29 protein-coding genes and 1 pseudogene are annotated in these 26067 nt (G+C 70.6%); 16 read left to right on the top strand and 14 right to left on the bottom strand.

Annotation, left to right across the window (positions count from 1 at the left end; translation table 11 throughout):
• Window positions 1-2: 2 nt before the first annotated feature.
• Window positions 3-824, bottom strand: coding sequence for a class I SAM-dependent methyltransferase (locus ACFY1U_RS04210; protein ID WP_390692842.1), 822 nt, complete (start codon window positions 822-824; stop codon window positions 3-5).
• A 398-nt stretch (window positions 825-1222) separates the two neighbouring features.
• Here ACFY1U_RS04210 and rpsA point away from each other — a divergent pair, with 398 nt between their 5' ends.
• From rpsA to ACFY1U_RS04230, 4 genes are all read left to right on the top strand, one after another.
• Complete coding sequence (rpsA, locus tag ACFY1U_RS04215; protein ID WP_099928071.1) at window positions 1223-2719, top strand: 30S ribosomal protein S1; 1497 nt, start codon at window positions 1223-1225, stop codon at window positions 2717-2719.
• Window positions 2720-2975: 256 nt separating this feature from the next.
• Window positions 2976-3914, top strand: coding sequence for a PAC2 family protein (locus ACFY1U_RS04220; RefSeq protein WP_390692591.1), 939 nt, complete (start codon window positions 2976-2978; stop codon window positions 3912-3914).
• A gap of 45 nt (window positions 3915-3959) precedes the next feature.
• Complete coding sequence (gene coaE / locus ACFY1U_RS04225; protein ID WP_390692592.1) at window positions 3960-4607, top strand: dephospho-CoA kinase; 648 nt, start codon at window positions 3960-3962, stop codon at window positions 4605-4607.
• A gap of 50 nt (window positions 4608-4657) precedes the next feature.
• A complete protein-coding gene (locus tag ACFY1U_RS04230; RefSeq protein ID WP_123964467.1) occupies window positions 4658-5038 on the top strand; it encodes a tetratricopeptide repeat protein in 381 nt (126 codons plus the stop codon).
• Between the two features lie 7 nt (window positions 5039-5045).
• Here the strand turns inward: ACFY1U_RS04230 and ACFY1U_RS04235 are convergent, their stop codons facing one another.
• A complete protein-coding gene (locus ACFY1U_RS04235; protein ID WP_390692593.1) occupies window positions 5046-5312 on the bottom strand; it encodes a DUF6343 family protein in 267 nt (88 codons plus the stop codon).
• A gap of 78 nt (window positions 5313-5390) precedes the next feature.
• Here ACFY1U_RS04235 and ACFY1U_RS04240 point away from each other — a divergent pair, with 78 nt between their 5' ends.
• The gene (locus ACFY1U_RS04240; protein WP_390692594.1) at window positions 5391-6290 is read left to right on the top strand and encodes an acyltransferase domain-containing protein; all 900 of its coding nucleotides are present in this window, start codon (window positions 5391-5393) and stop codon (window positions 6288-6290) included.
• Between the two features lie 99 nt (window positions 6291-6389).
• A complete protein-coding gene (locus ACFY1U_RS04245; protein ID WP_390692595.1) occupies window positions 6390-6836 on the top strand; it encodes a DoxX family protein in 447 nt (148 codons plus the stop codon).
• 56 nt (window positions 6837-6892) lie between these two features.
• Here ACFY1U_RS04245 and ACFY1U_RS04250 read toward each other — a convergent pair whose 3' ends face one another.
• From ACFY1U_RS04250 to ACFY1U_RS04260, 3 genes are read right to left on the bottom strand one after another with little or no spacing between them, the layout of a single operon-like run.
• The gene (locus ACFY1U_RS04250; protein WP_390692596.1) at window positions 6893-7414 is read right to left on the bottom strand and encodes an RNA-binding S4 domain-containing protein; all 522 of its coding nucleotides are present in this window, start codon (window positions 7412-7414) and stop codon (window positions 6893-6895) included.
• A gap of 36 nt (window positions 7415-7450) precedes the next feature.
• Window positions 7451-7879: an SRPBCC family protein gene (locus tag ACFY1U_RS04255; RefSeq protein WP_390692597.1), complete on the bottom strand. Its 429-nt coding sequence runs from the start codon at window positions 7877-7879 to the stop codon at window positions 7451-7453.
• Window positions 7880-7918: 39 nt separating this feature from the next.
• On the bottom strand, window positions 7919-8152 hold the full coding sequence (locus ACFY1U_RS04260; RefSeq protein ID WP_365832464.1) for a hypothetical protein: 234 nt from the start codon (window positions 8150-8152) through the stop codon (window positions 7919-7921).
• Window positions 8153-8225: 73 nt separating this feature from the next.
• On the opposite strand from ACFY1U_RS04260, the gene ACFY1U_RS04265 reads away from it, so the two are divergent.
• Both ACFY1U_RS04265 and pip read left to right on the top strand, forming a co-directional pair.
• A complete protein-coding gene (locus tag ACFY1U_RS04265; protein WP_390692598.1) occupies window positions 8226-8918 on the top strand; it encodes a uracil-DNA glycosylase in 693 nt (230 codons plus the stop codon).
• Window positions 8919-8955: 37 nt separating this feature from the next.
• Window positions 8956-9957, top strand: coding sequence for a prolyl aminopeptidase (gene pip / locus ACFY1U_RS04270; protein WP_390692599.1), 1002 nt, complete (start codon window positions 8956-8958; stop codon window positions 9955-9957).
• Here pip and ACFY1U_RS04275 read toward each other — a convergent pair.
• Complete coding sequence (locus ACFY1U_RS04275) at window positions 9911-10597, bottom strand: hypothetical protein (protein ID WP_390692600.1); 687 nt, start codon at window positions 10595-10597, stop codon at window positions 9911-9913. The genes pip and ACFY1U_RS04275 overlap by 47 nt on opposite strands.
• Window positions 10598-10724: 127 nt before the next feature.
• Window positions 10725-11396, bottom strand: coding sequence for a GntR family transcriptional regulator (locus tag ACFY1U_RS04280; RefSeq protein WP_390692601.1), 672 nt, complete (start codon window positions 11394-11396; stop codon window positions 10725-10727).
• A 149-nt stretch (window positions 11397-11545) separates the two neighbouring features.
• On the opposite strand from ACFY1U_RS04280, the gene ACFY1U_RS04285 reads away from it, so the two are divergent.
• The 3 genes from ACFY1U_RS04285 to ACFY1U_RS04295 are packed head-to-tail and all read left to right on the top strand — an operon-like array spanning window position 11546 to window position 14738.
• The gene (locus ACFY1U_RS04285) at window positions 11546-13009 is read left to right on the top strand and encodes an NCS1 family nucleobase:cation symporter-1 (protein WP_390692602.1); all 1464 of its coding nucleotides are present in this window, start codon (window positions 11546-11548) and stop codon (window positions 13007-13009) included.
• 5 nt (window positions 13010-13014) lie between these two features.
• Window positions 13015-13761, top strand: coding sequence for an aspartate/glutamate racemase family protein (locus ACFY1U_RS04290; protein ID WP_390692603.1), 747 nt, complete (start codon window positions 13015-13017; stop codon window positions 13759-13761).
• 5 nt (window positions 13762-13766) lie between these two features.
• Complete coding sequence (locus tag ACFY1U_RS04295) at window positions 13767-14738, top strand: MBL fold metallo-hydrolase (RefSeq protein ID WP_390692604.1); 972 nt, start codon at window positions 13767-13769, stop codon at window positions 14736-14738.
• Window positions 14739-14760: 22 nt separating this feature from the next.
• Here the strand turns inward: ACFY1U_RS04295 and ACFY1U_RS04300 are convergent, their stop codons facing one another.
• The 6 genes from ACFY1U_RS04300 to ACFY1U_RS04325 all read right to left on the bottom strand — a co-directional run bounded on the left by ACFY1U_RS04300 (window position 14761) and on the right by ACFY1U_RS04325 (window position 18410).
• A complete protein-coding gene (locus tag ACFY1U_RS04300) occupies window positions 14761-15210 on the bottom strand; it encodes a GNAT family N-acetyltransferase (protein WP_390692605.1) in 450 nt (149 codons plus the stop codon).
• 32 nt (window positions 15211-15242) lie between these two features.
• The gene (locus tag ACFY1U_RS04305; protein WP_390692606.1) at window positions 15243-15842 is read right to left on the bottom strand and encodes a gamma carbonic anhydrase family protein; all 600 of its coding nucleotides are present in this window, start codon (window positions 15840-15842) and stop codon (window positions 15243-15245) included.
• A gap of 8 nt (window positions 15843-15850) precedes the next feature.
• On the bottom strand, window positions 15851-16267 hold the full coding sequence (locus ACFY1U_RS04310) for a RidA family protein (RefSeq protein ID WP_390692843.1): 417 nt from the start codon (window positions 16265-16267) through the stop codon (window positions 15851-15853).
• Between the two features lie 182 nt (window positions 16268-16449).
• Window positions 16450-16674 carry a translation initiation factor IF-1 gene (gene infA / locus ACFY1U_RS04315; RefSeq protein ID WP_010981942.1) on the bottom strand — a complete coding sequence of 75 codons (225 nt, stop codon included), beginning with the start codon at window positions 16672-16674 and terminating at the stop codon, window positions 16450-16452.
• On the bottom strand, window positions 16671-17462 hold the full coding sequence (locus ACFY1U_RS04320; RefSeq protein WP_390692607.1) for a GNAT family N-acetyltransferase: 792 nt from the start codon (window positions 17460-17462) through the stop codon (window positions 16671-16673). The genes infA and ACFY1U_RS04320 overlap by 4 nt, the downstream gene beginning before the upstream one ends.
• A gap of 174 nt (window positions 17463-17636) precedes the next feature.
• Window positions 17637-18410 (bottom strand): class I SAM-dependent methyltransferase, encoded by a 774-nt coding sequence (locus ACFY1U_RS04325; RefSeq protein WP_390692608.1) that lies wholly within the window; start codon window positions 18408-18410, stop codon window positions 17637-17639.
• On the opposite strand from ACFY1U_RS04325, the gene ACFY1U_RS04330 reads away from it, so the two are divergent.
• From ACFY1U_RS04330 to ACFY1U_RS04345, 4 genes are all read left to right on the top strand, one after another.
• A complete protein-coding gene (locus ACFY1U_RS04330; protein WP_390692609.1) occupies window positions 18409-19197 on the top strand; it encodes a nucleotidyltransferase domain-containing protein in 789 nt (262 codons plus the stop codon). The genes ACFY1U_RS04325 and ACFY1U_RS04330 overlap by 2 nt on opposite strands.
• Window positions 19198-19238: 41 nt before the next feature.
• Window positions 19239-19970 carry a hypothetical protein gene (locus ACFY1U_RS04335; protein ID WP_390692610.1) on the top strand — a complete coding sequence of 244 codons (732 nt, stop codon included), beginning with the start codon at window positions 19239-19241 and terminating at the stop codon, window positions 19968-19970.
• A 591-nt stretch (window positions 19971-20561) separates the two neighbouring features.
• Complete coding sequence (locus ACFY1U_RS04340; protein WP_390692611.1) at window positions 20562-22463, top strand: FUSC family protein; 1902 nt, start codon at window positions 20562-20564, stop codon at window positions 22461-22463.
• 112 nt (window positions 22464-22575) lie between these two features.
• On the top strand, window positions 22576-23559 hold the full coding sequence (locus ACFY1U_RS04345; RefSeq protein ID WP_390692612.1) for an SMP-30/gluconolactonase/LRE family protein: 984 nt from the start codon (window positions 22576-22578) through the stop codon (window positions 23557-23559).
• A gap of 48 nt (window positions 23560-23607) precedes the next feature.
• Here the strand turns inward: ACFY1U_RS04345 and ACFY1U_RS04350 are convergent, their stop codons facing one another.
• On the bottom strand, window positions 23608-24561 hold the full coding sequence (locus tag ACFY1U_RS04350; protein WP_390692613.1) for an endonuclease/exonuclease/phosphatase family protein: 954 nt from the start codon (window positions 24559-24561) through the stop codon (window positions 23608-23610).
• Between the two features lie 137 nt (window positions 24562-24698).
• Here ACFY1U_RS04350 and ACFY1U_RS04355 point away from each other — a divergent pair.
• Window positions 24699-26051 (top strand): annotated as a pseudogene (locus ACFY1U_RS04355) (amidohydrolase).
• The last annotated feature ends 16 nt before the right edge of the window (window positions 26052-26067 follow it).

Below are 26067 nucleotides of genomic sequence, written 5' to 3' on the forward strand. Positions count from 1 at the left end.
ACTCAGTCTCGTACGCACACGAAGATCGCGGTCCCCGGGATCAGATTCCCGCGGAGCGGCGACCAGCCGCCCCACTCGGAGGTGTTCCAGGCCGGCCATTCCGGCTCGACCAGGTCCACCAGCCGGAAACCCGACGCGACGACGTCCCGGACCCGGTCGCCGAGCGTCCGGTGATGCTCGACGTACACCGCGCGGCCCTCCTCGTCCTGCTCGACGTAGGGCGTGCGGTCGAAGTAGGAGGCGGAGACGGTCAGGCCCTCGGGGCCGGGCTCGTCCGGGAACGCCCAGCGGATCGGGTGGGTCACCGAGAAGACGAAACGCCCGCCCGGCCGCAGCACCCGCCGCACCTCCGTCAGGACCCGCACCGGGTCGGCGACGAACGGCAGCGCCCCGTACGCCGAGCACGCCAGGTCGAAGGAGCCGTCCGCGAAGGGCAGCGCACCCGCGTCGGCGCACACCAGAGGGAACGTTTTGCCGATGCGCAGCGCGTGCTGCAGCTGGCGGTGCGAGATGTCCAGGGCGACCGGGCGGGCACCCTGGGCGGCCAGCCAGCGCGCGCACTGGGCCGCACCGGCGCCGATCTCCAGCACGTCCTTGCCCTTGAGCTCCTCCGGCGGGCCGAGCAGCTCGGCCTCCACCTCGTCGAGGCCCTCGGGACCCCACACGAAACGGTCGTCGCCCAGGAAGGTGCCGTGCTCGACCTGGTACTCGTCCGCGTTCCGGTCCCACCAGCCCCTGTTGGCGCGGGCGCTCTCCGTGACGTCGGACGCGCGGCGGGTGGCTTCCGGCTCGAACGCGGAATCGGAAGATACGGGCTCTTGGATGATCGGCTCCCTCGTCGTACTCTTCCGTCACCCTCATGGCGCAGTCGGCCTCTCGGCAGTGTCACGGAAGAGGTCTCTCAGGCCTGCGTGGCCTCCAGAGACAGTTCTTGTGCCGGGTATGCGGCGATCCGCCCCGGGTGTGCGCGTTCGCGCATTGACCCTGTCCGGCTGCCCCCGTATGCTACAAGTTGCGCTGCGGGCCTGCGCACCTCAGACGTAGCAGGCTGCGCTCGCATCTGTTGTATGTCCCCTCGGTTGTCGAGGCGCCATCACCAGTATCTGGTTTTCCAGTTGGCTGTTGGGGCGCTTCCTTGGCTGTCCGGCTTCTTCAGAGCGATACGGGCTCCCGGCGTAGCAGTACCTACGACTTCAATGTCCGTACCGGAGCCCTTTCCCACATGACGAGCAGCACCGAGACCACCGCCACCACCCCGCAGGTTGCGGTCAACGACATCGGTAACGAGGAAGCCTTCCTCGCCGCGATCGACGAGACGATCAAGTACTTCAACGACGGCGACATCGTCGACGGCGTCATCGTGAAGGTCGACCGGGACGAGGTCCTGCTCGACATCGGTTACAAGACCGAAGGTGTCATCCCGAGCCGCGAGCTCTCGATCAAGCACGACGTCGACCCGAACGAGGTCGTCGCCGTCGGTGACGAGATCGAGGCCCTTGTTCTCCAGAAGGAGGACAAGGAAGGCCGCCTGATCCTCTCGAAGAAGCGCGCCCAGTACGAGCGTGCCTGGGGCACCATCGAGAAGATCAAGGAAGAGGACGGCATCGTCACCGGTACCGTCATCGAGGTCGTCAAGGGTGGTCTCATCCTCGACATCGGCCTCCGTGGCTTCCTCCCGGCCTCCCTGGTCGAGATGCGCCGCGTCCGCGACCTCCAGCCCTACGTGGGCAAGGAGCTCGAGGCGAAGATCATCGAGCTGGACAAGAACCGCAACAACGTGGTCCTGTCCCGCCGTGCCTGGCTGGAGCAGACCCAGTCCGAGGTCCGCCAGACGTTCCTCACGACCCTGCAGAAGGGTCAGGTCCGCTCCGGTGTGGTCTCCTCGATCGTCAACTTCGGTGCCTTCGTGGACCTGGGTGGCGTCGACGGTCTGGTCCACGTCTCCGAGCTGTCCTGGAAGCACATCGACCACCCCTCCGAGGTTGTCGAGGTCGGCCAGGAAGTCACCGTCGAGGTCCTCGACGTCGACATGGACCGCGAGCGCGTCTCCCTGTCGCTGAAGGCGACCCAGGAAGACCCGTGGCAGCAGTTCGCCCGGACCCACCAGATCGGTCAGGTCGTCCCGGGTAAGGTCACCAAGCTCGTTCCGTTCGGTGCGTTCGTCCGCGTGGACGAGGGCATCGAGGGCCTGGTCCACATCTCCGAGCTGGCCGAGCGCCACGTGGAGATCCCGGAGCAGGTCGTCCAGGTCAACGACGAGATCTTCGTCAAGGTCATCGACATCGACCTCGAGCGCCGTCGCATCAGCCTCTCGCTGAAGCAGGCCAACGAGTCCTTCGGTGCCGACCCGGCCTCGGTCGAGTTCGACCCGACCCTGTACGGCATGGCCGCGTCCTACGACGACCAGGGCAACTACATCTACCCCGAGGGCTTCGACCCCGAGACCAACGACTGGCTCGAGGGCTACGAGAAGCAGCGCGAGGAGTGGGAGCGCCAGTACGCCGAGGCGCAGACCCGCTTCGAGCAGCACCAGCAGCAGGTCATCAAGAGCCGCGAGGCCGACGCCGCCGCTGCCGCCGAGGGCGGCGAGGCCGCCGGTGCGGCTCCGGCCGCGGGCGGTGGCTCGTACTCCTCCGAGGGTGCGGACACCTCCGGTGCGCTGGCCTCGGACGAGGCGCTGGCTGCGCTTCGCGAGAAGCTCGCGGGTGGCCAGAGCTGAACGCTGCCGCTGAGGCTTAGCCGGTAACTGAAGGGCCGTACCTTTCGAGGTGCGGCCCTTCTGCGTTGCCCGGGGCTGTTCCTCAGCTGCGGGCCGGTGGGGGTTTCTCGCGCAGTTCCCCGCGCCCCTAGAAGCCGTTGCCCATCCGCCCGCTGCCATGAAAAGGCCGCAAGAGATGGCTGATCAGGCGTACTGGCGGGAATGCCCTTGCTCCAGGGGGCGTTGGAACGTACGAACACGAGGAGGAGCGGTCACTGTGCTTGATCCGCAGGGTTTGTACGCATGGGAGCCGAAGGGGCTGGCTGTCGTCGACATGGCGCTCGCCCAGGAGTCGGCCGGTCTTGTCATGCTCTACCACTTCGACGGATACATCGACGCGGGCGAGACCGGCGACCAGATCGTCGACCGGATCCTTGACTCGCAGCCCCACCAGGTCGTCGCCCGCTTCGACCACGACCGGCTCGTGGACTACCGCGCCCGCCGTCCGCTGCTGACCTTCAAGCGCGACCGGTGGACCGAGTACGAGGAGCCCACCATCGACGTGAGGCTCGTCCAGGACGCCACCGGGGCGCCCTTCCTGCTGCTGTCCGGCCCGGAGCCGGACGTCGAGTGGGAGCGGTTCGCCGCGGCCGTCCAGCAGATCGTGGAGCGGCTGGGCGTGCGCCTGTCCGTGAACTTCCACGGCATTCCGATGGGCGTTCCGCACACCCGTCCCGTGGGCCTGACCCCGCACGGCAACCGCACCGATCTCGTCCCGGGCCACCGCAGCCCCTTCGACGAGGCACAGGTCCCCGGCAGCGCCGAGTCCCTGGTCGAGTACCGCCTCATGGAGGCCGGCTTCGACGTCCTCGGTGTCGCCGCGCACGTGCCGCACTACATCGCCCGGTCCCCGTACCCGGACGCCGCCCTGACCGTCCTGGAGGCCATCACCGCGGGCACCGGCCTGGTGCTCCCCGGCATCGCGCACTCCCTGCGCACGGACGCGCACCGCACCCAGACCGAGATCGACCGGCAGATCCAGGAGGGCGACGAGGAGCTCACCACCCTCGTCTCCGGCCTGGAGAACCAGTACGACGCGGTCGCGGGCGCCGAGAGCCGGGGCAACATGCTCGCCGAGCCCGTCGAGATCCCGTCGGCGGACGAGATCGGCCTCGAGTTCGAACGCTTCCTGGCGGAACGCGAGGGCGACAACTGACCTCCGGTGGTCCCGCTGTCAGTGGCAGGCCCTAAGCTGCCGCTCATGCTGACTGTGGGGCTGACCGGCGGGATCGGTGCCGGCAAGAGCGAGGTGTCACGGCTGCTCGTCGAGTGCGGCGCCGTGCTGATCGACGCCGACCGGATCGCGCGCGAGGTCGTCGCGCCGGGGACACCCGGTCTTGCGGCGGTCGTGGAGGCCTTCGGCGAGGACGTGCTCGGCGCCGACGGCGGTCTCGACCGGCCGAAGCTGGGCTCGATCGTCTTCGCCGACCCGGAGAAGCTGGCCGTCCTGAACTCGATCGTGCATCCCCTGGTGGGCGCCCGCTCCCGTGAGCTCGAGGCGGCGGCCGCCGAGGACGCGGTCGTCGTCCACGACGTGCCACTCCTCGCGGAGAACGGCCTCGCGCCGCTGTACGACGTCGTGATCGTCGTCGACGCGAGCCCCGAGACCCAGCTCGACCGGCTGGTACGGCTGCGCGGCATGACCGAGGAGGACGCACGCGCGCGCATGGCCGCGCAGGCGACCCGAGACAAGCGCCGGGAGATCGCCGACGTCGTGATCGACAACGACGTACCGCTGGAAGACCTGCGGCGCCGGGTGAAGGACGTCTGGGCGGACCTCGTACGCAGAGCGCAGGCCGCGTCCGGGCCGTCCGGTGCGCCACGGTCGCCACGGCCGTCGCAGGAATAGGGCCCCCTGATCGGGGCGTTGAACCCTTCGAGTGAGGGAAGGACTCTGCCGTGCCCGAGACCAGCGGTTCCACCGGACGTACTCCGGAGACGCATGTCATCGACTTCCGTGCCGCCGAGCAGCTGCTCAACGCACGGGACCCGCGGGGCGCGGTGAAGCTGCTCGACTCCGTGATCGCCGCCCACCCGGAGAACACCGCGGCCCGGCTGCTGCGCGCGCGTGCCTTCTTCGCCGCCGCGCAACTGCGGCCCGCCGAGCTGGAGTTCACGATCGTCCTGGAGCGCGAGCCGGACAACGCGTTCGCGCACTTCGCGCTCGCCCGGACCTATGAGCGCCGGGGTGAGGCCGAGCAGGCCAAGCGCCATTTCAGACTGGCGGCAGCGCTCGACCCCAACCCGCAGTACCTGAAGGCGGCACGGTTCGACTCCTGAGCGGCTGCTAGCGGGGCCGGCTCTCCGGTGGCCGGTACGGGGGAATATCCCGGCCCGGCTGGTAGTGCGGGCCCTCGCGGATGTGTTTGAGGATCACGGTCATGTCGACCGTGACCACCAGCCACAGCACACCGCACGCGGCGGCCCACCCGGGGCGCCCCACCAGGGCGAACGCGGCCGTGCCGAAGATCGCCCAGACCATCCCCCACACGCTCAGCCAGAACCGCGCCCGCAGTGCACTGCGCGCGGTCGTCGGCTCACTGCCCGTACGCATCGGGATCACCACTCCTGTTGGCAACGTACTCTTCGGGACGGACGTTCACCAAGGGGAACGGGACTAGGGGGTCGCCGCGTGCTGCCGGACGCCGATGAGCTCGCCGAGGTGCTGCTGGACCTCGCCGTACCGCACGAGGACATCAACCAGCTCGTACGGATGGGCCGCCGGGTGACGGACGACCCGGAGCTGCTGCGCGCCCTCGAGGGGTCGGTGGAGGAACTCGTCAGGGGGATGGGGGAGGTCGGCACCGCGGTCGACCTGCCCCAGCTGGACTGGGCTTCGGGCCCGCTGCAGCGCTGCTTCCCTGTGTACGTGTTCGTGGCCGCGCTGCCGTACACGCGCGCGTACCACCGTGCGCGGGGCGTCCCGGACGACGTCTCCCGCCGTACCCTCGCCGACCTCGGACGGAACATGGCCGTGCACCGCAGGCGGCACCGCCGGGCGGGGGTGCAGGCGCCGTGGTGGCTCACCCACCACTTCCGGGGCGAGCTGTACCAGATCGGCCGGCTGCAGTTCGAACGGGCGCGGCACGGGCAGCGCACTTCGCGGGTGCTCGCGGCGGCCGGTCTGGACGTGGCGCCGGGCACGCCCTGTCTGAACCTCCACATCCCCGACTACCTCGGACCGCTGTCACCGGCTGCCTGCGAGCGCTCGCTGGTGCTGGCGACGGAGTTCTTCGCACGGCACTACCCCGAGGAGAAGTACCGGGCCGCGCTCTGCCACTCCTGGCTGCTGGACGCGCAGTTGAAGGAGTACCTGCCGGCGGACTCCAACATCGTGCGGTTCCAGGACCGCTTCCGGGTGGCCCGCGAGGACCGGGAGCCTGCCGACAAGGAGCCGGTCCAGTTCGTGTTCGGCGACCCGGAGTTGCCCGTCGAGAGCCTGCCCCGGCGTACGGCGGTGGAGCGGGCGGTCGGCGACCACCTCAGGGCGGGCCGCCACTGGTACATCGGGCACGGCTGGTTCCCGTTGTAGGGAATTCCACGAAAGTCCGCTCGGCGGCGATGAGTTCCCGAGCGGCGGCCGGTCTACCCCTGTGACAGCACGACGAACCGCTCACCACAGGAGAACCCCATGTCCGAGACCACCGCCCGCGTCGCTTCCGCCCCCGTCGTCGCCGAGTCCGCGACCGCCCGCGGCCGCCGCGCCCGGATCGCCCTGCGCACCCTGCAGGTGCTGCTCGCCCTCTTCTACGGCATCGCGAGCGCCCTGCCCAAGCTGATCGGGAACCACTACGCCGTCGACGCCTTCGCGAAGATCGGCTGGGGCAGCACCGGCATGTACACCATCGGCGCCCTCGAACTGGCCGGTGCGGTGGCCCTGTTGATCCCGGTGCTGCAGTCGGTGGCGGCGATCGCACTGAGCGGGCTCATGGTGGGCGCGTTCGTCGTCCAGACCACCGTCTTCGACGGTGAGAACGCCGCGACCCCGCTGATCCTGATCGTGCCGCTGGCCCTCATCGCCTGGGCCCGGCGGGGCTCCACCCGGGAACTGCTGAAGCTCGTACGACGACGGGCGTGAGCCCCGAAGACACGGGTGGCGTCCGGCCCGAGCCGGACGCCACCCGCTTGTGTGTGTCAGCGCCCGCTCGGCCTCGGCTTGCCGCCCTCCATGAGCCCCCGCAGGCGTTCCATGTCCCGGCGGTCCCGCTTGGTCGGGCGGCCCGTGCCACGGTCGCGGATGCCGGCCGGGGCGGCGAAGGGCTGGCGGGGCGGCGGGGGCGGAGAGTTGTCGATGTAGCACTGGGCGGCCACGGGGGCGCCCACACGCTTGCGGATGAGCCGCTTGACGACGACGATCCGCTCCCAGCCCTCCTGCCGTACGCGCACCTCGTCGCCGATCCGGACGGTGTGCGCGGGCTTCACACGCACCCCGTTCACCTGCACATGCCCGCCCTTGCAGGCGGCAGCGCCGACCGAGCGGGTCTTCGCCAGACGTACGGCCCAGATCCAGCTGTCGATCCGCACGCTCACACCCTCCGCCGGGCCCGCGGCCTCTGCGGCGGCGATGGCGGCGGCGATCCTGGGATCGACCGCCTCGGGCGCCGCCTGCTCGGCGGGGCCGGGCCCGCCGCTCTCCTCGTCAGCTTCGGAAGCCATGCTCCCGACCTTAACGGTGCCCGGCGGCAGCCGCGGTCACCGCCCGCGTTCCACGTACTTCTTGAAGTGCTGCAGATCGGTGCGGACGATCCGCTCGATCGTGCTCGCCTGGGCGAAGCCCCGCGGACCGCCGAAGGCCGCCCGGAGGGCGTCGGGGTCGTACTCGAGGCGTGCCTGGACCCGGGTGCGGTTCCGGTCGATCGGCTGCAGGGAGAAGGAGCCCGTCAGCTCCGGGGTGCCCATGGTGTGCCACTCCATCACGCGTTCCCCGCGGTCGGAGACCTCGGCGTCGAGTTCCCGGCCCCGGCCGCCGGCCTCGACATCCAGATGTGCCCGCCCTTGCGGCTCCGCATGGGCGTCGCGCACTCCCTCCACGAAGCGCGAGTAGTTCTCCACCCGGTGGAGGCTGTCCCAGGCCTTGGCGATCGGGACTCCGACATCGACGTGTTCTTCGAGGGTGCTCATGGCCCACCTCCAGGTTCGGCTCATGGCGCATGCCGGCGGCTATGTCGTGCCGTTCCACACGTACGGCCCGCCGCCACGCCATTCGATCAGCTCGGGGTCGTCGACGGCCCGGTCCTCGTCGGCGGGCAGGCCCGCACTGTGCAGGAAGTCCAGCACGTCGAAGAGGGTGTAGGCGGTGCCGACGCGCTTGCCGCGGATCGTCACGCGCCGTCCGCCGTCCGCCTGCGGCGCAAGCACCACGACTGGGGGGACGACAGGGGGTTGCACGTCCATGACTCCAGCATGGGCCGGGATCGCCGGACTCGCCGCTCGGCGCCCGCGCATCCGGTGGTCCTACCGTGGGGGCATGGACAGCCTCGCCGAGCTCGACACCCGTATAGCGGGCTGCTCCGCGTGCCCTCGGCTCGTGGAGTGGCGGGAGGAGGTCGGGCGGACGAAACGCGCTGCGTTCCAGGACTGGACGTACTGGGCGCGCCCGGTGCCCGGCTTCGGTCCCGCCGATGCCTCGCTCCTGATCATCGGCCTCGCGCCCGCCGCCCACGGCGGCAACCGCACCGGCCGCATGTTCACCGGCGACCGCTCCGGAGACGTGCTGTACCGGGCGCTGTACGACGTCGGCCTCGCCTCGCAGCCCACGTCGGTGACCGCGGACGACGGCCTGGAACTGCACGGCGTCCGCGTCACCGCGCCCGTGCACTGCGCCCCGCCCGAGAACAAGCCCACCCCCGGGGAGCGGGACACCTGCCGCCCCTGGCTGGTCCAGGAGCTCACGCTGCTGCGGCCGACGCTGCGCGCGGTCGTCGTGCTCGGCGCCTTCGGCTGGCAGGCCGCGCTGCCCGCGTTCACCGAGGCGGGCTGGACGGTGCCCCGGCCACGGCCCGTCTTCGCCCACGGCGCACGTGTGCCGCTCGACGGCCTGGACCTCTTCGGCTGCTTCCACGTCAGCCAGCGCAACACCTTCACCGGCAAGCTCACCCCCGAGATGCTGCGGGACGTGCTGCGCGGGGCGGGGGAGGCGGCGGGACTGCCCGTGAAATGAGGGGCGGGGAGGGTCGTAGGAGCGTTACGGTGCACGGATGCCCCTCTACCCGGAGATCGAACCGTACGACCACGGCATGCTCGACGTCGGTGACGGCAACCGCGTGTACTGGGAGACCAGCGGCAATCCGCACGGCAAGCCCGCGGTCGTGCTGCACGGCGGGCCGGGGTCCGGCTGCACACCCTACTCACGGCGTCTTTTCGACCCTGCCGCCTACCGGATCGTGCTGCTCGACCAGCGCGGCTGCGGACGCTCGACGCCGCGTGCGAGCGCGTACGACACCGACATGAGTGTCAACACGACGGCTCATCTCATCGCCGACCTGGAGCTGCTCCGTGCTCATCTGCGGATCGAGCGCTGGCTGGTGTGGGGCGCGTCGTGGGGCTCGGTGCTGGGGCTGCGGTACGCGCAGACGCATCCGGCGGCGGTGTCCGAGCTGGTCCTGACCCTCGTCGCCACCGGTGCCGACGCGGAGCACGTGCTGCTGACCCGGGGGCTGGGGAGGATCTTCCCGGAGGCCTTCGAGCGGTTCCTGGCCGAGCTGCCCGCCGACGACCGGGACGGCAATCTCGCCGCCGCGTACAACCGTCTCCTGGAGTCCCCCGACCCTTCCGTAAGGGAGCGGGCGGCGCGTGCCTGGACCGACTGGGAGACGGCGATCATTCCCGCGCCGCCGCGCTCGGTGGAGCGTTTCGAGGACCCGGAGTTCCGCATGGGCTTCGCCCGGACGGTCACGCACTACTGGGGCAACGACTGCTTCTTCGGCGAGGGCAACGACGAAGGCGTGGTCCTGCGGGACGCGCCCCTGCTCAAGGACATTCCCGGCACCCTCGTCCAGGGCAGCCTCGACTTCGGCAACCTCCTCGGCACCGTCTGGCGCCTGCACCACGCCTGGCCCGGCAGCGAGCTGATCGTCGTCGACGAGGTCGGGCACGACACGCGGGCGCCGGGAGTCGCCGATGCGCTGGTGGCGGCGACGGACAAGTACGCGGTCACTCGGAGGCGACCTGCGCGCCGAGCTTCTTCAGCTGGGTGCTGATGACGGCGTCCGGTACGACGGCCGCCTCCTTGCCCCGGCTCGACGTGCTGAACATGGCGACCGTCGAGCCCTGCCGGACGGCCACCAATGCGTACGGAACGCGGACGGCGTCGTCGTATCCGGCCCCCGTCACCAGCTGCGTCAGCCGCAGGGACACGGACTCGTCGCCGTAACCGGCGTCGGGCTGAACCTTGACGCCTTCGTAGGCGAGCTCGGCGGTGACGTCCTTGAAGCTCCCGCACTTCGCGGCGGCCGTCCGCAGCCGGTCCATCACCCGCAGCGCGTCCGCGACACTGTGCGAAGAGAGGGTCAGCCGTGTCGGCAGGCCGGCCTTCCTCGCGTGGACGAACCGGCCGACCCGCGCGGTGGCGGTGAAACCGCTGCCTCCCCCCACCGCGTGCATCACGGGAGCGCACTCCTCGGGAACAGTCGTCTTGTGCGACGAGCCGACGGACGTGAACGAGCGCTCCACCTCGTACCCGTCGAGGTCGGCCCCCTTGACCGCGGCCTTTTCCAGGGCCTTCGCGGTCAGGGTTCTGGCCTGGGCACCGGAGGTCCCGGTCCTCGCCGTCCTGTCCGGCGTGGCGCCCTGCTGCGAGTCGCCCCCGGATCCGCATGCGGCCAGCAGGCCGAAGGTCATGAGCATGGCAATGGAAAGGCCACCGAGTCCTGCCGCACGCGCCACTGTCGTCCCCCGCCCGATTGATCGTCGAGCAGCAGAGTAGAGCGTCCACGGTCGAGCCGGGGCGGGATTTTCCAGGGCGATGTCAGCTGGGCATCTCGGCCTCGCCGAACAGGTGCCGCACCGTGGAGCGGTAGTTGGTCCGCACATGCGCGAGGGCGTGCGCGCGGGCGCGGTCCGGGTTGCCGGAGGCGATCGCCTCGTACAACTCGCGGTGTTCCACGAGGAGTTGGGGCCACTCCTCGTTCCGCCGGGTCATCCAGCGCAGTCGCCCGGCGACCGGCTCCAGGGCCTCGGTCAGCAGGCTGTTGCGGGCCATCGCCACGATGCGGTCGTGCAGACGGCTGTTGATGTCCGTGATCACTTCCGCGTCCCCCGCCTCGGTCGCGGTGGCCGCGAGGTCGAGCAGTTCCTCGACCTGGGCCAGGTCCTGCGGTGTCGCGCGGGCCGCGGCGAGCCCGGCGGCGTAGACCTCAAGGGCCTCGCGCAGTTCGAACAGCTCCTGGACGTCGTGCGGGGTCAGACGGCGTACGACCGTGCGGCGCGGCGTCTCGAAGTGGACGAACCCCTCGGCGACCAGCGCGCGGATCGCCTCGCGGACCGGCACCCGGGAGACCCCGAAACGGTCGGCCAGTTCCCGCTCGACCAGCCGGTCGCCAGGCCGCAGACTGCCCGCGATGATCTCCTGCCGCAGACCGGCCAGGACCCGCTCGCGCACGGCGCCCAGGGGTTCGATCTTCGTCGTCGTGGAGCTCATGGAGCCATCTTCTCCGACACCGGGGGTGTTTTACCGAGCGTTAACAATGACGACATCGGTCGGAATGCTTGACGGCGGGACCATGGCCGCAGTTTGGTATACCAAACGGTTGCCGTCTCCACCCTCCGCTCCCGTCCCATGGAGGCCCCGTGTCCCTCGCCGACCGCGCCGAAGCCACCGGCGCACCAGCGTTCGTCCCCGATCCCCGGCTCACCAACGAAGACCTCGCGCCCGCCGAGAAGCGGAACTGGAAGGTCTTCGACCTCTTCGCCATGTGGATGTCCGACGTCCACAACCTCGGCAACTACACCTTCGCCGCCGGACTGCTGGTCCTCGGTATGAACGTGTGGCAGGTCTTCACCTCCCTGCTCGTCGGCTTCGTGCTCATCTACATCGGCATGAACTGGATGGGGAGGATCGGCCAGCGCCACGGCGTGCCCTTCCCGGTCGTCAGCCGCATCAGCTTCGGTGTCTGGGGCGCCAACATCCCGGCCCTCATCCGGGCCGTGATCGCCATCATGTGGTACGGCATCCAGACCTACCTCGCCTCCGTCGCCGTCAATGTGATGCTGCTGGCCGCCTGGCCGGGTCTGGAGTCCTGGACGCACCACTCCTTCCTCGGGCTCAACGCGCTCGGCTGGGTGTCGTTCCTGTCCCTGTGGCTGATCCAGGCGCTGATCATCAGTCAGGGCATGGAGTCCGTGCGCAAGTTCCAGGACTTCTGCGGCCCGGCGATCTGGCTCGTGATGATCGCGCTGGCGGTCTGGGTCCTGTCCAAGGCCGACTGGAGCATCTCGCTCACCTCCACCCCGCACCCGGTCTCGACCGGCGAGCAGTGGCGGCAGTGGTTCGGCGCGATCGGTCTGATCCTCGCCACGTACGGCACACTGATGCTCAACTTCTGCGACTTCTCCCGCTTCGCGCCCGACTACAAGACGGTCCGCCGCGGCAACTTCTGGGGCCTGCCCATCAACTCGACGGCCTTCGTGGTCGTATCGGTGATCGTCACCGCCGGCTCGCTGAAGGCGTTCGGCCAGGCGATCACGGACCCCGCGGAGCTGGTGGCGAAGGTGGGCAACACCTGGGTGCTGGTCGTGGCCGCGTTCACCTTCGCCGTCGCCACCATGGGCGTCAACATCGTCGCCAACTTCGTCTCACCGGCGTACGACCTGGCCAACGTCTGGCCGCAGAAGATCACCTTCAAGGTCGGCGGCATGATCAGTACGGTGGCGGCCCTGGTCGTGACCCCGTGGAACCTGTTCTCCAACCCCACGGTCGTCAACTACTTCCTCGGCGGCCTCGGCGCCTTCCTCGGCCCGCTGTTCGGCGTGATCATGGTCGACTACTACCTCGTCAAGCGCGGCCGCGTCGACGTGGACGAGCTCTTCGACGCCCGCCCGGGCTCCCGCTACTACTACCGCAAGGGCGTCAACCCCAAGGCGCTGGCTGCGTTCCTGCCGTCGGCGGCGGTCGCGGCGGTGCTCGCCCTGGTGAAGACCTTCAGCGATGTGGCCCCGTACTCCTGGTTCATCGGCACGGCCCTGGGCGCCGGCCTCTACCTGGTGATCTGCCGGTCCGAGCGGGCCACCGAACCGACTCCCGTGGAGGTCTGACGACCGTGCGGATCGTCGTCACCAACTGCAACACCACGCAGGAGATGACCGAGGAGATCGTACGAGGTGCCCGGGCCGCCGCAGGCCCGGGCACCACCGTGCTCGGTCTGACGCCCGCGTGGGGCCCGGAGTCGGCGGAGGGCTGGCTCGACAGCTATCTGTCGGCCACGGCCGTCATCGACCTGCTGCGCACCTACGAGGGCCCGTCGTACGACGCCGTCGTGATGGCCGGCTTCGGGGAGCACGGGCGGGAAGGCGTACGGGAGTTGGTCGACGTACCGGTCGTCGACATCACGGAGGCCGCGGCCCATCTGGCCTGCCTGCTGGGGCGCCGGTACGGGGTCGTGACGACGCTGGAGCGGTCGTGCGGGCAGATCGAGGACAGCCTCGAACTGGCCGGGGTGGGGCGCAACTGCGCCGCCGTCGTCGGGACCGGCCTGGGAGTCCTCGACCTGGCCGACGCGGACCGCACGGAGGCCGCCTTCCTGACGGCTGCCGAACGGGCACGGGAGGCCGGGGCCGAGGTCCTCGTGCTCGGTTGCGCCGGGATGACCGGGCTGCAGCGGATGGTGGGGGAGAAGCTCGGGCTGCCGGTGGTGGACGGGGTCACGGCGGCCGTCAAACTGGCGGAGTCGCTGGTGGCGTTGGAACTGACGACCAGCCGGGCGGGCAGCTACGCGAAACCGGTGCCGAAGAGGCGGACGTGGGGCGCACCCGCCCGCACAACCCCCGGTCACCGTCCCCGACAATGAGCGCCATGAACCTTCCCGACGGACTCGTCCCGGTCGCCGACGGACTCCACCTGTGGTCCCCGGGCCACGCGGGCACCTGGGGCTTCGCGAACTGCCTGCTCATCACCTCCGGCGAGCAGGCCGCCCTGGTCGACACCCCCTACGACCAGCCGATGACCGAGGCCCTGCTCGCCGCGGCCGCCCCGGTCCTGCCCGCGGGCGCGGCAGCCGTGACGACGATCGTCAACACGCACGTCAACGGCGACCACACGTTCGGGAACGGCTGCTTCCCGGGCGCCGAGATCATCGCCACGAAGGCGAGCGCGGAGCACCTCTGCCGCGAACCCTCCCCGCAGCAGATGCACTTCCTCATCCACCAGACACCCGCCGACCAGCCGCTGGGCTGGTACGCGCGCGAGCACTTCGGCCGTTATACGTACGAGGGCGTGGAGGCCGTCGCGCCCACCACCACCTTCTCCGGCCGGTATGCCCTGACGGTGGGCGACATCGAGGCCGAGCTGATCGAGGTGGGTCCCGCGCACTCGGCCGGTGACCTCATAGTGCACCTGCCCCGCCGACGGGTCGTGTGTGCGGGGGACGTCCTGTTCGCCGAGGACCACCCCGTCCACTGGGACGGCCCGCTCGCCCGGGTCGCCGCGGCCTGCGAGACGATCCTCGGCCTGGACCCCGAGGTGGTGATTCCCGGCCACGGGCCGGTGATGAGCGTCGAGGACGTCCGCGGGTACGTCACCTATCTGCGGGAGCTGGAAGCCCTCGTCCACGCCCGTCACGCGGCCGGTGTCCCCGCGGGCGAGGCCGCCGCCGACATCCTCGCCTCCGGCTTCCACGACCACCTGGGCCTGCGGGAACGAGTCGTGATCCTTACGGCGGTGGAGTACCGGCACCTGGACGGCGACACCGCAGAGGTGGACGTGGTCGGGCTCGCGGCGCAGGCGGCGGCCTGGGCGTACCGGGACCACGGGCCTGGGAAGCCCTGAGCACCAAGGCAATCAGGGGCGTTCAGGGGCGCCACACATACTGCACGTCCGGCTCCTGCTCCTCGTTCCCGCTGCCGTCCGTGTACTCGACGGCGACGAAGCCGTGCCGCTCGTAGAACCGGTGGGCCGGCTTGTTGACCTGGAAGGTCCACAGGCTGAGCCCGCCGGGACTGCGCTCCTTGGCGAGCGCTACGAAACGGTCACCGATGCCGCGCCCGCGCCAGTCGGGACGCAGATACAGCTGGGAGAGCTCGTCGTCGTGGAGCACCATCACGCCGACGATGCCGCCCTCCGCTCCGGCGTCCGCGACCCAGGTCTCGCGCAGGGGTACGAGGACGTCCCGGAAATAGCCGTGCACCTCGTCGGCGGAGCGGGGACTGACGACCGTGGGCAGGGCGGCGGCGAAGGACGTCAGCCAGACGTCGGCCGCGGCGGCTGCGTCAGGGGCCGAGACAGCTCGGCGGAGAGTCATGGGAGAGGCTTCGGAAGGCACGTGCGATCCCGTCAGTCGTTGAGGGTGAGGTCGTGGTGATGGGCGCCGTAGTAGTCGACCTGGCGCGCCATGATGTCCCGCATGGAGGTGCCGCGCGGGACGCCGTAGAGCGTGCCGGGGAAGTCCAACTCCTGCTGCACCGCCCATAGTTCGTCGTGCTCGCCGGGCGCGAAGAGCCGAGCGGTGGGCGTCCCGGCCGCGATCCAGCCGATGGGTACCACGGTGCCGGGCGGCAGCACCGAGTTGACGTGCAGCACGCTGTTGATCCGCAACTCGCAGCCGGCGCCCGCGACGGCCCCCGGGAAGACGGAGGCCCCGGTCGCGACGAACACCTCGTCCTCGATGGTCGCGCCGTTGACATGGGCCTGCGGTCCGACGAGCACGGCGTCACCGATGAAGGCGGGGTGCCCGGCCCGCCCGCGCACCAGCGCGTTCTCCATGACGACGACGTCCGAGCCGACGCGGACCTCCCCGTCCTCGGCGGTGAGCACGGCTCCGTGCAGCACCCTGGCCCGCTCGCCGAGGGTCACGGCACCGCACAGGACGGCCGTCGGGGCGACGTACGCGGAATCGGGGACGACGGGACGCCGCCCGCGATGCTCGATCAACATGCGACCCCTTACGAAACGTGGGAAACCTCGGGAACTACGGCGGTGGCTGTAATCTCCACCAGCTGCCCCGTGTACCCCAGACACGCCACGCCGATCAGCGTCGACGAGTGCGGCCCGGCACTGAGCCCGGACGCCTCGACGACGTCCCAGACGGCGGAGAGCACGGCGGTCTCACTGCTGACGACGTACACGTCGGTGGCCACGACATGCGCCAAGTCGCTGCCGACCGCGTGCAGTTGCTCCTCAAGATTGGCCAGCACCTGCTCGGCCTGCCGTACGGGGTCTCCGTCGCCGACGAGCTTTCCTTCGGCGTCGAGGGGGACGGAACCGGCCAGGAAGGCGAGTTTCGTACCGGCCTCCACCACGGAGGCGTGGGAGTAGACGGGCGGCGGGAAGAGGGACGGGACGGTGACGCGGCGGATCATGGGGCGGCTCCCGGAGTGGGCGACGGACAACTCACCGATGGTCCGGTCCGGCCGCTGGGAGCGCATCCGAATTTCCCTCCGGGGCCAGGTTTCGGCCGTGCGAGCCGTTATCGGTGTCCCGGTCACGGAAACGCCGTGACCGGGACACCAGGATCAGCCCCCGTGGAAGGCGGCGATCGCCGCTAGTTCCGGTACCGGAACACGATCCGGCCGCGTGTCAGGTCGTACGGCGGCAGCTCCACCAGCACCCGGTCCTCCAGCATGATCTTGATGTAGTTCTTGCGGATCTTGCCGCTGATGTGCGCGAGCACCTGGTGGCCGTTCTCGAGTTCCACGGTGAACATGGCGCTGCGCAGGCACTCGACGACCTTGCCCTCGACTTCGATGACGTTCTTGTTCTTCGTCATCGCACCAGCTCCAGGTTGCTGCTCGCCGGCCGGGCGCCGATGCCCTCGAACAGCGCCGAGGCCGCTCGGTTGGACTCCTGGACTTCGGTCCAGGCCGTGGCGAACCCGGAGCGGTGCAGCGTCCCCAGCGCGTGGGCGAGCAGCGCACGCGCGATGCCACGGCGCTGTTCACCGGCCCGGACCGCGATCAGCCCGATGCGCGGCCGGATCACCGTCACCACCCGGACCAGACCCAGGTAGCGGTCCGGCGCCGCCGCCACCGCGTACTTCGACGGGTCGACGATGGTGTCGTCAACCGGGCGGGGGATGACCTCCGCGGGCATCGACCGCCACCCGACGGTCGCCTCGACCTCGGCACGGATCGCGCGGTCCACCGCCCGCAGCAAGCCCTCGTCCGCCTGACCGGCGGGCACGATCGTCACCCCCGCGGGCGGCAGGACCGCTTCGAGCCCTGTGACCTGCGGGTCGGTCGGCATGATGTACTCCCACTCGCGGCGCCGGACCGTGAAACCGGCCCGCCGCCAGCCGGCCGTCAGCTCCACGTCGGCTTCGTCCACGACCGTGTACAGCGGCGCCGGAAGCGCGGCCAGCATCGCCTCGGCGAGCCGGTCGAAGGTGGCGTCGTGCCAGGCGTCGATGCTGACGAACAAGCGTCCGTCGGGCCGGTGCTGCGCATGCCCGCGACCGACCACCAGGTCGTCGTCCAGTGCATGCCATTGCCGGTCCGCGACGCGCGTGATCACCACCGCGTTCTCGCCCGGGCCGGATGTGAAAGGCTTTGTGTTCATCGGAGTCTCCCTCCAGGAGTGCCTCGATCTCAGGCGCTCCTGGCGACACCGAACGTCAGCCGCCGGACCGTGACGGGTTGAGGGAGCACCCACGGGTAACTGTGTTCACGGGGCTCACCTCCATACGACGACTTCACGGTCCATCAGGAACGTAGCAGCGGTGCTCGGCCTCGCTCAAACCATTTCCGAGGGCCGGCCACTCGGTTCCGTGTCCGGGACGTGCAGCACCGCCGTTCCCTTCCGGTGCGCGAGGCGTTCGAGGGTCCAGGTGGGGTGCTGCCGGCGCCAGCGGGCGACTATGGCCTGCTCATCGGCGCGATCGTGGTCGTCGAGGAGGACCGCGGCTCCGGGCGTGAGGGCGTCGGCGAGCAGGGGTACGGCCGGGTAGCGGGCGAGGGGCGCGGACCAGCCGGGAGGGCCGTCCACGAACAGCAGGCCGCACCCCCTCAGGTCGCGCCAGGCCGCTTCGGCGTACCAGGGCCAGGTCTCGCCCTGGAGGGTGAACTGCTGCAGCGGAGCAAGCCGTACCTCGGCGAAGTCACCGAGATCCAGGCGGTCGAGCCCCTGCGCGGTCTGCTCGTGATAGCCGGGATCGTGTTCCAGGCTCACCACACGGCCCGGTATGCCGAAGGTGCGCAGGGCCGTCGCAAGCCACAACGTCGAGGTGCCGCTGCCGAGTTCGACGATGAGTGCGGGGCGCCGCGCGCGTATCTGCTCCACGAGGTACAGCAGCAGATCGGGGGCCGCGGCCCAGTTGTCACCCGGCGGGATGGGGCCGGAGGGCTGGAGAGCCTGCTCCAACTGCGCCAGTACCTGTCCGTCTTCGGCCTGCATGCTGTTCCCCTCGGGACGGTCGTCGTCGTACAAGGTGAGCGTGCCGTAGGCGCTGCGGCCGCTGCCGCCGTGGATGAGGTGGTGTCGGTCACGCCCTGGCAGGATGACCGGCATGGTGGAGCCGACCAGAGACGATCAGAAGTTCCTCGACACCGTCGCCGACCGCCTCGCCGCCCTTCCCGCTGTCCGGGCCGTCGCCCTCGGCGGTTCCCGCGCCCAGGGCACGCACCGGCCGGACAGCGACTGGGACCTGGCCGTCTACTACCGCGGGCCGTTCGACCCGGACGATCTGCGCGCCCTCGGCTGGGAGGGTGAGGTCTCGGAGGTCGGCGGTTGGGGCGGGGGTGTCTTCAACGGAGGTGCGTGGCTGACGATCGACGGCCGTCGCGTCGACGTCCACTACCGGGATCTCGACGTCGTCGAGCACGAGTTGGCGGAGGCGGAGGAAGGGCGGTTCCGGGTGGAGCCGTTGATGTTCCATCTCGCCGGGATCCCGAGCTATCTGGTCGTTGCAGAACTGGCGGTCAACCGGGTGCTTCGGGGCGAGGCGCCCCGGCCGGCCGTGTATCCGGAGAAGCTGCGGGCCTCCGCCGCCCAGCGCTGGCGGGGCACCGCCCATGTCACGCTCGCCTACGCGAAGGCCAACCACGCCCCCCACGGTCGCCTCACCGAGGTTGCCGGAACCGTCGCCACGGCCGCCGTACAGACCGGGCACGCGGTGCTGGCGGCACGCGGGGAGTGGGTGACGAATGAGAAGCGGTTGCTGGAGCGGGCCGGACTGCGGGGGATTGACGCGGTACTTGAGCAACTGGGCCCGGACCCGGAGACGTTGGTGCAGGTGATCGATGAAGCGGAGGCTCTCTTCTCTTCCGCAATGCAACCCTTGATCGGCGGCGAATAATCCTTCGAGATTGCGCAGTTGTCGCTGCTACCGTCCCGGACGTGGCGAAACTCAATCAGATCATCGCAGTGGAGAAGGGCATCAAGTCCAAGGCGCACCAGGACCTGACGGCCGCTCATCACGGGCTGCAGAAGCCCGCTTTGCTGGCCGGCATCTCGCGTACGTACCAGCCTAAGGACGAGGAGGGCGAGCAATTGCCGCCCGAGTCGACACGAGTGCAGGTGCAGGCCGAGGACGTGCTGCGGGAGACCGCGGCGACCCTGACCCGGCTGTTCGACGTGACCGCCACGAAGGACTGGGCCAACTGCACCGCCCGTGCCGATGTGAAGGTGGACGGACGGGTGCTTGCGGCGGACGTTCCCGTCTCCTATCTGCTCTTTCTCGAGAAGCAGCTCGTCGATCTCAACACCTTCGTACGGAAGCTGCCCGTTCTCGACGCCTCCGAGTCATGGGTGCGGGATCCGTCCACGGATGCCTGGAAGACGGAGCCGGTACGGACGCTGCGGACCAAGAAGGTGCCGCGCAACCACGTCAAGGCCGAGGCGACCGAGAAGCATCCCGCTCAGGTCGAGGTCTACTACGAGGACATTCCCGTCGGGTACTGGACCACCGTGAAGTTCTCCGGTGCCCTTCCCGCCCGCCGGGTCAATGAACTCCTCGACCGCGTCGAGAAGTTGCAGCAGGCAGTGAAGTTCGCGCGGGAAGAGGCGAACGGCACCGACGTCGTCGACCAGCGGGTCGGTGACGCCGTGTTCGGCTACCTGTTCGGGTAGCCTTTGAGACTCCCCGGTCCTTCGCGGCCGGGGTGCGCGAGGAGCGCAAGCTGAAGCTGAAGCTTGTCGTGACTGCGCGGTTCCAGTGGAGGTTCGAGTCCTCCCCGCGGCATCAAGAGCAATTGCAGTGATTCCCGTGCCGCGGTAGCCCAATTGGCAGAGGCAGACCGCGATCAAACTCAGACTCTCGCTCCAGACTCAGCATTCGCCGTCGATCGCCGGATCGACCGGGCCCAGGCCCCAGCGCGTCGAAATGCTGGTTCAAGTCCAGTCCGCACAGCTCGATGTGCGGTGGTCCAAAGGCAGGACGCGACGACATAACGACTGATCTGGGTTCTCAAGCGTGCCGGCGTGTGAACATGGACGGCATCCCAGGGCCCGGGGGCAGGCTACGCCCCCGGGTCCGCCTGCTTTCATCGGGGAATTGCGTTCATAAAGAACGCGCCCTCCCGGCCAACCGTCACACCCCGGAAACACAATCGTCCCGTTCGCTCCAGGAACGCGACCTACCGTGGACACCACACCCCGCAACTCGGCCACCGTCGCCCGAAGGCACACCCCGCCCTCGTCCGGACAGGAGCCCAGCCCCCCGTGTCCCGCCCCGCCGCCCGCACCGGCTCGCACACCCGTCACCTCGCACTCCCGCCCTGGCTCGCCCACGCCCTCCGCGCCCAGCGCGGTCCCATCCCCTGGAGCGCCGTCGTGCGCGGTGCTCTTGCCGCCGGGCCGCTTCTCCTCGCCGCCGTCCTCCTCGGCCGCACCTCCCTCGGTGTCGTCGCCGCCATCGCGGCCATGCTCGCCGGGATCAACGACCGGCCCGGCAGCCGTCGCGCCTCGGTCAGGCGGCTCGGCGTGCCCGCGCTCGCGGGGGCCGGTGGGCTGCTCGTCGGGACGTATGCCGGGGCGCATGCCGGAGCGGTCGTGCTCACCCTCCTGCTCACCGGCACCGGGCTGATCGCCGGAGGCATCAGCGCCATCGGGCCCGTCGCCTCCGGTGCCGGGACGCAGTTGCTCGTCGCCTCCGCCATCGGTGCAGGGATGCCGGTCCCGGAGGCGGGGTGGCTGCGTGCCCTGGCCTTTCTCACGGGCGCCGGGTGGCTGCTCGCCCTGCGGCTGCTGCTGCCCACCCCCGGCGCCACCGCCGGTGACTTCCGGTTCGACGGGGAACGGGATGCCGTAGCGGCCGTGTACGACGCCGTCGCCGATCTGCTCGAGGCGGCGGGGTCCGAGGACGGCATCGCGCGCCGGGCCGCGCTGACCGCCGCGCTCGACCATGCGCAGGACGCCCTCGCCGGCCCCCGGCTTCGGCGTTACGCCTCCTCCGCCGCGGAGCGACGGCTGCACGCGCAGTACGCCGCCGCCCTCCCGCTCGCCGAGGCCGCCACCGCGCTCGCCTGGGCCGGGGAGGCCGTCCCCGGGCGGGCATCCGAAGGGCCACGACGGCTCGCGGCCGCCGTACGGGAGAACTCGCACACCGGGCCGCTGCCCGCACCCCACCGCTCGGCCGCCGCCCTGCGCGCCCTCGACGACGCCCTGCTCCATGCCGCCGACGCCTTCGACCAGGGCGAAGGGGGCGACCTGCACACCCGGCGGCGTACGGCCAAGGACCTGTTCCGTCTCGCATTCGGGGCCGGCGGGCGGGAGTACGGGCTGCGGGTCGCCCTGTGCTTCGGGGCCAGCGCGGCCGTGGCGCAGGCCCTGCACCACGCCCGCTGGTACGGGCAGCACGCGCACTGGTACTGGCTGCCCGCCACCGCCGTCTTCCTCGTCAAGCCCGACCTCGGGCCGCTGGTCTCGCGGGTGCTGTGCCGGGCGGCCGGGACCGTGTTCGGTGCTCTGGTCTTCGCCGGGTTCGCCGCCGTACTGCCCCGGCCCGAAGGGCTCATCGCGCTCGTGGCCGTCAGCGGGGCCCTCATCCCCGTCGCCACCCGGCACTTCGCCGCGCAGACCGCCGTCGTCACCGTGCTCGTACTCGCCCTGGTGATGGTCGGCGGGGAGCCGCAGGCCTCCGCAGGCCGGATCGGTGAGACCCTGCTGGCCTGCGCGATCGTCCTCATCGTCGGGCATCTGCCGATGCCGGGGCAGCGGGGCGGGACGGTGCAGGCCCGGCTTGTCGCGGCGGGCAGCGCCGCGCACGCGTACCTCGCACATGTTCTGGGTGAGGCCCGCGACCCCCTGGCCGGCGCCGACTCCCGAGCCACCCGCTGGACCCTCCGCCGCGAGGCCTACCGCACACTCGCCGAAGCCCACACCGCCATCGGCCTCGCGGCCGCCGAACTCCCGGCACTCGCCCGGCACTCGGAGGGCGCGGACGAGGTCGTCGCCATCCTCGAACGGCTCGTCGACACGACCACCGCCTGTGCCGTGCAGCTCGACGACTCAGGACGTCTGTCCGCCCGCCAGCGGGAACAACTCGCCGAGCTGCTCGGCCAGTTCAAGGACGGACGCGAACGGACGGGGCTGCGCCTGCCCGAGCTTCCCCTCGCCGTGTAGCACCCGCCTGGTGAACTCCCGGGCGGCGCACGGAAATTCGTACGACAGTTCCTGTCCCGCGACGCACACTGGTGCCTTCGTGTGCCTTCGTGCCCAGTCCCAGGAGAGGTTCATGTTCCAGCAGAGGTTCCCGCACAGACTCCCGCACCTGGTCGGTACCACCACGGCCGCCGTCGCGCTGGCGGTGCTCGCGACCGCTCCCGCGTCCGCGGACGAACCATCCGTGTCCCAGCCCCGCATCCTCGCCCACTTCGACCTCGCCGCAGGGCAGACGCCGGAGAACATCACCGTCGAACCCGACGGCTCCGCCGATCTGACCTTCGCCTCCGCCCGGCAGGTCGCCCACGTCACCCGGGACGGGAACACCACGATCCGTGCGACCCTGCCCGACGAGCCGAACCCGAACACCCCCGTGCTGAAGGCCGCGACCGTCTTCGGCATCGCCCGCGCCCACGACGGCACCCTCTACGTCGACTACGCCACGGGCACCGACAAGACCGGCGTCTGGCGCATCGACCCCGACGGCAGCGCACCCCGGCAGATCGCGCAGCTGCCGACGACCGCCCTGCCCAACGGCCTCGCCCTCGACGAGCGCCACGGCGTGCTCTACGCCGCCGACTCGGCGCAGGGCATCGTGTGGCGGATTCCGCAGGCCGGGGGCACACCGACCGTGTGGGCCGAGGACTCCGCCCTCGACCCGGTCCCGGTCACGGGCGCCGGCTTCGGCGCCAACGGGGTCAAGGTCCACGGCGGAGCCGTCTGGGTGTCCAACAGCGACCGGGGCACGCTGCTGCGCATTCCCGTACGGCCGAACGGCTCCGCGGGCGCGGTCGAGACCCGGGCGACCGGGCTCACCAACGTCGACGACTTCGCCTTCCCCGGACCGCACGACGACACCGTGCTCGCCGCCCTGATCGGCGTCAGCGAGCTCGTCGAGGTACGCCCGGACGGCACCCACTCCGTCGTCCTCACCCAGGCGGACGGGCTGTCCAACCCCACCTCCGTGGCGGTGCGCGGCTGCACGCTCTACGTCAACAGCGCCGCCTACTTCACCCAGCAGGACCCGAACCTGCTCGTCGCCCATCTGGACCGCTAGCGAGCCCGGCGGCGGGGCGTGCCACCCGGGTGCGCCCCGCCGAGCGGATCACTGCCCGACCCGCACCCACACCGGCGCATGGTCCGACCCGGGCTGCTCCCGCCGGTCCGCCGGATCCGGCCCCACCGACGGCAGCCGCAGCGTCCCGTCGCCGGGCAGGCCCGTCCCCGCCGCCGTCACCCGCAGGACCAGGCGGTGGCTGACCAGGATGTGGTCGATCAGTTCGCGGCGCCCGGAGTTGATGCGGGAATAGCGCTGCTCGGCGGGGATCAGCGGGGCCACGTCCCACAGCCGCTGCGCATCGCCCTGGTCGGGATGGTCGTAGCCCGGTGTGCCGATCTCGGAGCCGGGCGGGCCGAGCAGGATCTGCGTGGTCGCGGCCTGCACCTCGTCGTTCAGGTCGCCCAGCACGGCGACGTCCCGGTCACGGCCGTCCCCGGCCAGCAGGGTGTCGGCCAGCGCGCGCAGGGTGGTCGCCTCGGCGGCGCGCCGGTAGAGGGCGTAGGCGCCGTAACGGGCCCGTTCGCCCTCGTCATGGGGGAAGAAACGGTTCCCCGGATAGGTCAGCAGCTTCGACTTGAGGTGGGCCACGGCCACCCGCAGCGGACCGAAGTCCGTCGCGACCTCGACCGCCAGGAAGCCGCGCCCCGCCGACGACACCGGCGCACCGGAGTCGTCCTCCTGCACCGGCCGCAGCTTCGCCGGGAACGCGTTCGTGTCGGCCACCACCTCCACCGCCGTACGGCTGAGGAAGCCGACCCGGATGCCCCGGCCGTCCGGATGCCCGGACAGCGCGACATGCCAGTCGCCGTCCAGCATGCCGACCAGGTCGTCCAGCGCCTCGGGCTCGCCGACCTCCTGCACGCCGAGCAGCGCCGGGTCGAGCTCCGTGATCACGGCGGCGAGAGAGGCGAGCTTCGTCTCGTAGGCGGCCTTGTCCTTGGGCCCGAAGGGGCCGCCGGGCCGGTACAGGTTCTCCAGGTTCCAGGTGCCGAGAAGCATGCCGGGCCCCTTCCAGAAGCCGTGCGGCGAGCTGTGGTGAGGACAGGGTCCCCGAGACCGGCCGTTTCCGCGACCGGACGGGACCGGATGCGCGCATCGGCTCACACCGGCCGACCACGGCGCCGTACGTTGGCGGGATGACCGACTCTCCCGCCGACCTCGTCATCACCGGCTGCACCGTCCTCGTGCATGACGATCAGGAACGGGTCGGGTTCGAGGAGGACGCCGCCGTCGTCGTACGGGACGGGGTCGTCGAGGCGGTGACGGCTGCCTCTGAGGTGCAGCACCTCGCCGCCGCCGAGCGCATCGACGGACGCGGCCAGGTCGCGATGCCCGGCCTGATCAACTGACACACCCACGCGCCGATGGTCACGCTGCGCGGTGTCGCCGAGGACCTGCCCACCGAGGAGTGGTTCAACGACGTCGTCTGGCCCGTCGAGTCCAACCTCACCGAGAAGGACGTGGAGTTGGGGGCGCGGCTCGCCTGCGCCGAGATGATCCGCGGCGGCGTCACCTGTTTCGCCGACCACTACTTCGCCATGGACGCGGTCGCCGCCGTGGTCGAGGAGTGCGGGATCCGGGCCCATCTGGGAGAGGCGTACTTCTCCTCCCAGGGACCCCAAGGCCGGGAGAGGTCCCTGGAGTTCGCGCTACGACACCGGGGTGGCGCCGGCGGCCGCATCACCACCGCGCTCGCCCCGCACGCGCCGTACACCGTCGACGACGCCGACCTTGCCGCCACCGCCGAACTCGCCCGCGCACACGGCCTGCCCGTCCACATCCACGCCGCCGAGAACCGCGACCAGACCGACGTCAGCCTCGAACGCCACGGCGCCACCCCCATCGAGATCCTGCAGCGCACCGGCATCCTCGACACCGACGTCCTCATCGCCCACGGCACCGGCATCACCGAGCGCGACCTGCCCGTGCTCGAAGGCGCCACCGGCCGCGTGGCCGTCGCCACCGCGCCCCGCGGCTACCTCAAGTTCGCCTGGCCCGCCACCACTCCGATCCGCGCCCTGTACGACATCGGGGTCCCCGTCGGCCTGGCCACGGACGGCGCGGCCTCCAACAACTCCCTCGACGTGTGGGAGTCGATGGCGCTCACCGCCCTCATCCAGAAGCAGACCACCGGCGACCCACGCTGGCTGACGGCCCGTCAAGCCCTGCACCACGCGACCCTGCAGAGCGCCAGGGCGGTCGGCCTCGGCCACACCCTCGGCACCCTCGCCCCCGGTCGCCGCGCGGACATCGTCCTCGTCGACCTCACCGGCCCGCACACCCAGCCCGTCCACGACCTCGCCGCCACCCTCGTGCACAGCGCCCGCTCCTGCGACGTACGGACGACCATCGTCGACGGACGGGTACTGATGCGCGACCGGGAGCTGCTCACCCTCGATGTCCCGGCGGTGGTAAGGGAGTTGGGGGAGCGGATGCCCGCACTGCTCGACCGCGGTCATTGCCGCCGGATCCAGGATTACAAGACCTAGAAATCGGTCCAGGAGA

Source organism: Streptomyces sp. NPDC001351, from assembly GCF_042896045.1.
Lineage (GTDB): Bacteria > Actinomycetota > Actinomycetes > Streptomycetales > Streptomycetaceae > Streptomyces.

What these genes read in the sequence shown, in the direction of transcription:
- rpsA (WP_099928071.1), top strand. Translation starts at nt 1,223, where the DNA reads ATGACGAGCAGCACCGAGACCACCGCCACCACCCCGCAGGTTGCGGTC.
- coaE (WP_390692592.1), top strand. Translation starts at nt 3,960, where the DNA reads ATGCTGACTGTGGGGCTGACCGGCGGGATCGGTGCCGGCAAGAGCGAG.
- ACFY1U_RS04235 (WP_390692593.1), bottom strand. Translation starts at nt 5,312, where the DNA reads ATGCGTACGGGCAGTGAGCCGACGACCGCGCGCAGTGCACTGCGGGCG.
- ACFY1U_RS04245 (WP_390692595.1), top strand. Translation starts at nt 6,390, where the DNA reads ATGTCCGAGACCACCGCCCGCGTCGCTTCCGCCCCCGTCGTCGCCGAG.
- ACFY1U_RS04250 (WP_390692596.1), bottom strand. Translation starts at nt 7,414, where the DNA reads ATGGCTTCCGAAGCTGACGAGGAGAGCGGCGGGCCCGGCCCCGCCGAG.
- ACFY1U_RS04255 (WP_390692597.1), bottom strand. Translation starts at nt 7,879, where the DNA reads ATGAGCACCCTCGAAGAACACGTCGATGTCGGAGTCCCGATCGCCAAG.
- ACFY1U_RS04260 (WP_365832464.1), bottom strand. Translation starts at nt 8,152, where the DNA reads ATGGACGTGCAACCCCCTGTCGTCCCCCCAGTCGTGGTGCTTGCGCCG.
- ACFY1U_RS04265 (WP_390692598.1), top strand. Translation starts at nt 8,226, where the DNA reads ATGGACAGCCTCGCCGAGCTCGACACCCGTATAGCGGGCTGCTCCGCG.
- pip (WP_390692599.1), top strand. Translation starts at nt 8,956, where the DNA reads ATGCCCCTCTACCCGGAGATCGAACCGTACGACCACGGCATGCTCGAC.
- ACFY1U_RS04275 (WP_390692600.1), bottom strand. Translation starts at nt 10,597, where the DNA reads ATGACCTTCGGCCTGCTGGCCGCATGCGGATCCGGGGGCGACTCGCAG.
- ACFY1U_RS04280 (WP_390692601.1), bottom strand. Translation starts at nt 11,396, where the DNA reads ATGAGCTCCACGACGACGAAGATCGAACCCCTGGGCGCCGTGCGCGAG.
- ACFY1U_RS04295 (WP_390692604.1), top strand. Translation starts at nt 13,767, where the DNA reads ATGAACCTTCCCGACGGACTCGTCCCGGTCGCCGACGGACTCCACCTG.
- ACFY1U_RS04300 (WP_390692605.1), bottom strand. Translation starts at nt 15,210, where the DNA reads ATGACTCTCCGCCGAGCTGTCTCGGCCCCTGACGCAGCCGCCGCGGCC.
- ACFY1U_RS04305 (WP_390692606.1), bottom strand. Translation starts at nt 15,842, where the DNA reads ATGTTGATCGAGCATCGCGGGCGGCGTCCCGTCGTCCCCGATTCCGCG.
- ACFY1U_RS04310 (WP_390692843.1), bottom strand. Translation starts at nt 16,267, where the DNA reads ATGATCCGCCGCGTCACCGTCCCGTCCCTCTTCCCGCCGCCCGTCTAC.
- infA (WP_010981942.1), bottom strand. Translation starts at nt 16,674, where the DNA reads ATGACGAAGAACAAGAACGTCATCGAAGTCGAGGGCAAGGTCGTCGAG.
- ACFY1U_RS04320 (WP_390692607.1), bottom strand. Translation starts at nt 17,462, where the DNA reads ATGAACACAAAGCCTTTCACATCCGGCCCGGGCGAGAACGCGGTGGTG.
- ACFY1U_RS04330 (WP_390692609.1), top strand. Translation starts at nt 18,409, where the DNA reads ATGGTGGAGCCGACCAGAGACGATCAGAAGTTCCTCGACACCGTCGCC.
- ACFY1U_RS04325 (WP_390692608.1), bottom strand. Translation starts at nt 18,410, where the DNA reads ATGCCGGTCATCCTGCCAGGGCGTGACCGACACCACCTCATCCACGGC.
- ACFY1U_RS04345 (WP_390692612.1), top strand. Translation starts at nt 22,576, where the DNA reads ATGTTCCAGCAGAGGTTCCCGCACAGACTCCCGCACCTGGTCGGTACC.
- ACFY1U_RS04350 (WP_390692613.1), bottom strand. Translation starts at nt 24,561, where the DNA reads ATGCTTCTCGGCACCTGGAACCTGGAGAACCTGTACCGGCCCGGCGGC.